This is a genomic window from Nocardia sp. NPDC046473 (genome assembly GCF_040645995.1).
Classification (GTDB): Bacteria; Actinomycetota; Actinomycetes; order Mycobacteriales; family Mycobacteriaceae; genus Nocardia.
In genome coordinates, this window is the sequence record NZ_JBEYZJ010000026.1 from 1 (window position 1) to 6,103 (window position 6,103).

Annotated in this window: 2 protein-coding genes; both read left to right on the plus strand. The window is 66.1% G+C overall.

Features of this window, described 5'->3' with window-relative positions:
• The first annotated feature begins 12 nt into the window (after window positions 1-12).
• Window positions 13-4,350, plus strand: coding sequence for an SDR family NAD(P)-dependent oxidoreductase (locus ABZ942_RS43725; protein WP_357392259.1), 4,338 nt, complete (start codon window positions 13-15; stop codon window positions 4,348-4,350).
• A partial coding sequence (locus tag ABZ942_RS43730) for a beta-ketoacyl synthase N-terminal-like domain-containing protein (protein WP_357392257.1) occupies window positions 4,347-6,103 on the plus strand: 1,757 nt, incomplete at its 3' end. The genes ABZ942_RS43725 and ABZ942_RS43730, both read left to right, overlap by 4 nt.

Sequence of the window (6,103 nt, forward strand, 5' to 3'; positions counted from 1 at the left end):
CATCCGTTGTGGTTGGGGTCGTTGAAGTCCAATATCGGGCATACTCAGGCCGCTGCGGGTGTGGGTGGTGTGATCAAGATGGTGCAGGCGATGCGTTATGGGGTGCTGCCCAAGACGTTGAACGTGGATGTGCCGTCCTCGCATGTGGATTGGGCTTCGGGCGCGGTGTCGTTGTTGACCGAGGCTCAGCCGTGGCCGGAGGTCGATCGTCCGCGCCGGGCTGGAGTCTCGTCGTTCGGGATCAGTGGCACGAACGCGCATGTGATCTTGGAGCAGGCCCCGGACTCGGCGGTCACGGTGCCGGTGTTGCTGGAGCGTCCGGTGCCGGTGCCGGTGTTGTTGTCGGCGGGTTCGGATGCGGCGTTGACTGCGTTGGCGAGTGGGTTGCGTGATCGGCTTGTTGCTGATCCGGCGATGTCGGTAGCGGATGTCGCGTATTCGTTGAAGTCGACTCGGGCGTTGTTTGCGCATCGCGGTGCGGTGGTGGCGGCGGAGCGGGATGAGCTGCTGGCGGGTTTGGACACGCTGATTTCGGGTGGTCGTGGTGGGCGGGTAGTGCGTGGTGTGAGTGGTGGTGAGGGCAAGTTGGGGGTGTTGTTTACCGGGCAGGGTTGTCAGCGGGTGGGGATGGGTCGGGAGTTGTGTGCGGCTTTTCCGGTGTTTGCCGAGGTGTTTGATGCGGTGTGTGGGGTGTTGGACCGGCATTTGGGTGTGTCGTTGCGGGGGGTGATTGATGGTGACGGGGAGTTGTTGGGGCGTACGGAGTTTGCGCAGTGTGCGATTTTTGCGGTGGAAGTGGCGTTGTTCGGGTTGTTGCGGTCGTGGGGTGTGGATGTTGATGTGGTGGTGGGACATTCGGTAGGGGAGTTGTCTGCGGCGTATGTGTCGGGGGTGCTGTCGCTCGAGGATGCGGCGGTGTTGGTGGTGGCGCGGGGGCGGTTGATGCAGCGGTTGCCTGAGGGTGGGGTGATGGTGGCGATTGACGCTGGTGTCGATGAGGTGGTTGCGGAGTTGGTGGAGGGGGTGTGGTTGGCGGCGGTGAATGGTCCGTCGGCGGTGGTGATTTCCGGTGATGCGGGCCCGGTGGGGGAGGTGGCTGCTGGGTTTGCGGGGCGGGGGTTTCGGACGAAGGTGTTGGCGGTGAGTCATGCGTTTCATTCGGGGCGTATGGAGCCGATGTTGGAGTCGTTTGCTGCGGTGGTCGAGGGGTTGTCTTTTGGTGAGCCGTCGATGGCGGTGGTGTCGACGGTGTCGGGTGAGGTAGATGGGCGGTTGGCTCTGCCGGGTTATTGGGTGGAGCAGGTGGTGGCGCCGGTGCGGTTCGCCGATGCGGTGGGCGCGGCTGAGCGGGCTGGAGTGACTCGGTTTATCGAGTTGGGTCCGGATGCGGTGTTGACTGGGTTGGCTGCGGATTGTGTGTCGGGTCCGGATCGGTTGTTGGTGGCGGCGATGCGGGCTGATCGCGATGAGTCGGTGTCGGTGGTGTCGGCGGTTGCGGCGTTGTGGGCTGATGGTGTGGGGGTTGATGTTTCGGCGTTGGTGCCGGTGGCGGGTCGGGTGGAGTTGCCGACTTATCCGTTCCAGCACACGCGGTTTTGGCTTGATGGTGGGTCTGCCGGTGGTGATCCGGTGGGTCTTGGTCAGCGTGCGGCGGAGCATCCGTTGTTGGGTGCTGAGTTGGTGTTGCCGGTGTCTGGTGAGATGGTGTTCACGGGTCGGTTGTCGTTGGGTACGCATCCCTGGCTTGCCGAGCATGCTGTGCATGGCACGGTGCTTGTGCCGGGTACCGCCTTCGTCGAACTCGCACTGCACGCCGGAGTTCGTACCGGCTGCTCGACAGTTGCCGAACTCACGCTGGAACTGCCCCTGATCCTCGGTGACGAGCCGGTCGACGTGCACGTCGTCGTGGCGGCGCCCGACGCGGCTGGGCGGCGCGAGGTGCTGATATACAGCCGGGCTGACGACAGGGCAGCCGTCGAACCGCAATCGTGGGTACGTCATGTGCGCGGTGTGCTCGCCGCGGAGTCGGTGCGGCCCGACCCGGCGACCTCGTGGCATACCGGTGCCGCAGAGCCGATCGACCTCACCGACGTCTACCCCGAACTCGCCGCGGCAGGACTGGTTTACGGGCCGCTGTTCCAGGGCCTGCGCGCGGCGTGGCGGGACGGGGCAGACGTATTGGCGGATATCGCCTTGCCCGAGGACCTCTCGGGTGGCCTCGCCTTCGGCATCCACCCCGCACTGCTCGACTCAGCACTGCACGCCGTCGCACTCGGTGAATTCGTCGAACCCGCAATGGATTCGGTGCGCCTGCCGTTCGCCTGGTCGGATGTCCGTAGGTATGCCACCGGTGTCACGCATGGACGGCTGCGGATCACCTCAGCCGGTCCGGACGCGGTCGCCCTGCGACTGTCCGACGACACCGGAAATCCGGTGCTGGACGTCGGCAAACTCGAATTCCGAGCGGTCGACGCCGACCAGCTCGCCCGGGTCGGCGGCGGCCACCGGTCGATGTTCGCCCTGGAATGGGTGCCCGCGCCGGTCGGATCGGTGAGTCCGGCGGCGCCCTGGGCCGTGGTCGGTCCGGACGAACTCGGATTGCGTTCCGCCATGGCCGCTTCCGGCCGCCCCGGCGCGCATCACGCCACCCTCGCGGATCTCGCCGAGACGGGGACCATTCCGGAACTCGTGCTGGTTTCGTGCCTGCCCGAATCCGGCGATACGGAAGCGGCGAGGGCACGCGGCTGCGCGCACCGGGCACTCGAACTCCTCCAAACCTGGCTGTCCGACGATCGGTTCGCCGAGCGCAGGCTGGTGCTGATCACCGGTGACGCCGTTGTCGATCCGGCACAGGCCACGACCTGGGGTCTGGTGCGCTCCGCGCAGTCCGAGCATCCTGGTCGTTTCGTCCTGGTAGCTCTGGATGGTGCCGACACCTCGCTGTCGGTGCTGCCGGCCGCACTGGCCGAACCCGAACCCGAACTCGCGATCCGCGACGGCATGGTGCGGGTGCCGCGGCTGGTTCGGGCGCGAGTGCGACCGCGTGATATCGGGGTACGGGCCGGGGACACGGTGCTGGTGACGGGCGCCACCGGGGCGCTGGGCCGCACGGTGGCCCGGCATCTGATCGCCGAGCACGGTGTGCGGTCGTTGCTGCTGGTAAGTCGGCGTGGGCCGGCCGCACCGGGCGCCGAGGCATTGCGGGCCGAGCTGGCCGCCGCCGGCGCCGAGGTGACGGTGGCCGCCTGTGACGTGGCCGATCGCGATTCATTGGCCGGCTTGCTGGCGGCCCACCCGGTCACCCTCGTGATACACACCGCGGGTGTGCTCGATGACAGCGTCATCACCGACCTGACCTCGAACCAACTCGACCGAGTGCTGCGGCCGAAAGTGGACGCGGCACTGAACATGGATCAACTCATCGGCGAAGACACCCGGCTCGTGCTGTTCTCTTCCGCCGCAGGCACTTTCGGTAACCCCGGCCAGGCGAACTATGCCGCGGCCAACGCCTTCCTGGACGCTTTCGCCCAGCGCAGGCGCGCCGCAGGCCGGCCGACCGTCTCGCTGGCCTGGGGCCTGTGGGAGGCCGGCCTCGGCGCGGAGCTGGACGACCGGGCACACGCCAGCATGCGTACCTCTGGTGTCCTGCCACTATCCGACGCGGACGGCATGGAGTTGCTCGACCTGGCGCTGGCCGGTGACGAGCCGCTGCTGCTGCCGGTGGGCCTCGATCTCGGCGCCATACTCGCGGCGGCCGGATCGGCGGGTGTTCCGCCGCTGCTGCGGGGGCTGATCCGCGCGCCGATGCCGCACGCCCAGTCGATTGGGCAGGCGGAGCTGCGACAGCGGCTGGTCACGGCCGACGACACAACACGCGAGGAGGTCGTGCTCGCCTTCGTCCTGGAACGAGTCGCCGCGGTACTCGGCCATGCGGCCGCCGCGAACATCGCAGCGGAGCAGGCGTTCACCGAACTCGGCTTCGATTCGCTCGCCGCGATCGAGCTGCGCAACCAGCTCGGTGCCGCGACCGGGATGACGCTGCCGACAACTCTAGTTTTCGATTATCCGAATGCGGCCGCTGTCGCGTCCTTCCTGACCCGGCAGTTGACGCAGCAGCCGGATCCGGCCGCCGGCAGCGACGCGCTCGCCGATACCGAACGCCTGGTCTCGACGTTGGCCGCGAATCCGCCGGACGCCGAGACCGCAGCACGGCTCCGAAAGCGGCTGCGGTACGCGCTGTCGATATTGGTATCCGACGCCGGCGACGGGGAAGACCCGGGCGAACGCTTCGATTCCGCCTCCGACGAGGAGATGTTCGACTTCATTGGCAAGGAGCTGGGAATCTCATGACCGAACGCGAAGACAAGCTCAGATACTTCCTGAAGCAAGTAACCGCCGACCTGCACCGGACGCGGCAACAGCTACGCGATACGGAAGGCAGGAGCACCGAGCCGATCGCGATCGTTGCGATGGGCTGCCGCTACCCGGGTGCGGTGCGTTCACCAGAAGAATTGTGGCAGCTGGTATCCCAGGGCCACGACGCCATCTCCAGCTTCCCCGGCGATCGGGACGCCGACCTGTCGGCAACCGCCGAGGCGCCCCTCGGCGGTTTCCTGAACGGCATCGCCGATTTCGACGCGGGTGCGTTCGGTATTTCGCCCCGCGAGGCATTGGCGATGGATCCGCAGCAGCGGTTGCTGCTGGAGACCGCGTGGGAAGTATTCGAGCGGGCCGGGTTGGATCCGACGTCGTTACGAGGCAGCCGGACCGGTGTGTTCGCCGGGCTGATGTATCACGACTATCTGTCCGAAATGAGCAAGATCCCCGACGAGAGCAGCGGCTACCTCAGTACCGGGACGTCGGGAAGTGTTGCGTCGGGGCGGATTTCGTATGTGTTCGGTTTGGAGGGGCCTGCGGTCACTGTAGATACGGCGTGTTCGTCGTCGCTGGTGGCGTTGCATTTGGCCGTCCAGTCGCTGCGCAATGGTGAGTGCGATATGGCGCTGGCCGGCGGCGTGACGATCATGTTCAGCCCAGTCGCATTCGCCGAGTTCGCTCGGCAAGGCGGAAGCGCCCCCGATGGTCGGGTGAAGGCGTTTGCGGATGCGGCTGATGGCACGGCCTGGGGTGAGGGCGTCGGCTTATTGTTGGTGGAGCGGTTGTCGGATGCGCGTGCGAATGGTCATCCGGTGTTGGCGGTGGTGCGTGGTTCGGCGGTGAATCAGGATGGTGCGTCGAATGGTTTGACGGCGCCGAATGGTCCGTCGCAGCAGCGGGTGATTCGGGCGGCGTTGGCTGCCGCGGGTTTGGGTCCGTTGGATGTTGATGCGGTGGAAGCCCATGGGACTGGTACGTCGTTGGGTGATCCGATCGAGGCGCAGGCTTTGTTGGCTACTTACGGACAGGATCGTGTTCCGGGTCGTCCGTTGTGGTTGGGGTCGTTGAAGTCGAATGTTGGTCATACTCAGGCTGCGGCGGGTGTGGGTGGTGTGATCAAGATGGTGCAGGCGATGCGTTATGGGGTGTTGCCCAAGACGCTGAATGTGGATGTGCCGTCCTCGCATGTGGATTGGGCTTCGGGTGCGGTGTCGTTGTTGACCGAGGCTCAGCCGTGGCCGGAGGTCGATCGTCCACGCCGGGCTGGGGTTTCGTCGTTCGGGATCAGTGGCACGAATGCGCATGTGATCGTTGAGCAAGCACCAGAACTGGATTCGGCGCCGGAGTTGATCGCGGGCCCGGTGGTGGAATCGGGGTCTGTATCGCCGAAGGGCGACTCTGTGGTGGTGCGCTCGTCGATGGTGCCGTGGCCGGTGTCTGCTCGTGGTGAGGCAGCGTTAACGGGCCAGTTGAGCGGGTTGGCGCAGTGGTATGCCGTTCAGGATGGGGTGGCTCCGGCGGCGGTGGCGCGGGGCTTGCTGCGGCGTGCTGAGTTGGCAACGCGGGCAGTGGCTTTGGTCCCCGACAACATTGGTGGTGATCGCAGCACCGCTACTGCTGGTCATGCGGCATCGGGTTTGGTTGAGCCGGTGTTGGGTTCGGTGGTGGCTGGTCGTGTGGTGTGGGTGTTTGCGGGTCAGGGGAGTCAGTGGGTGGGGATGGGTCG